Origin of the sequence: Prevotellamassilia timonensis, from assembly GCF_021531665.1 — a bacterium.
In the GTDB taxonomy this organism is placed as follows: domain Bacteria; phylum Bacteroidota; class Bacteroidia; order Bacteroidales; family Bacteroidaceae; genus Alloprevotella.
Genome location: NZ_JADYUH010000237.1, coordinates 1 through 237 on the forward strand (window position 1 = coordinate 1; position 237 = coordinate 237).

General features: G+C 57.0%; 1 rRNA gene. It reads right to left on the reverse strand.

The window, feature by feature from the left end:
- Positions 1-237: ribosomal RNA gene (locus I6E40_RS10890) — 16S ribosomal RNA — on the reverse strand; the annotation flags it as partial.

Here is a 237-nt window from a genome sequence, read left to right on the forward strand (position 1 = left end):
GCCCGGACCTTCCGTATTACCGCGGCTGCTGGCACGGAATTAGCCGGTCCTTCTTATGACGGTACCTGCAACGCCGGTCACGACCGACGAATTATTCCCGACTGAAAGCAGTTTACAACCCATAGGGCCGTCTTCCTGCACGCTACTTGGCTGGTTCAGGCTTGCGCCCATTGACCAATATTCCTCACTGCTGCCTCCCGTAGGAGTTTGGACCGTGTCTCAGTTCCAATGTGGGGG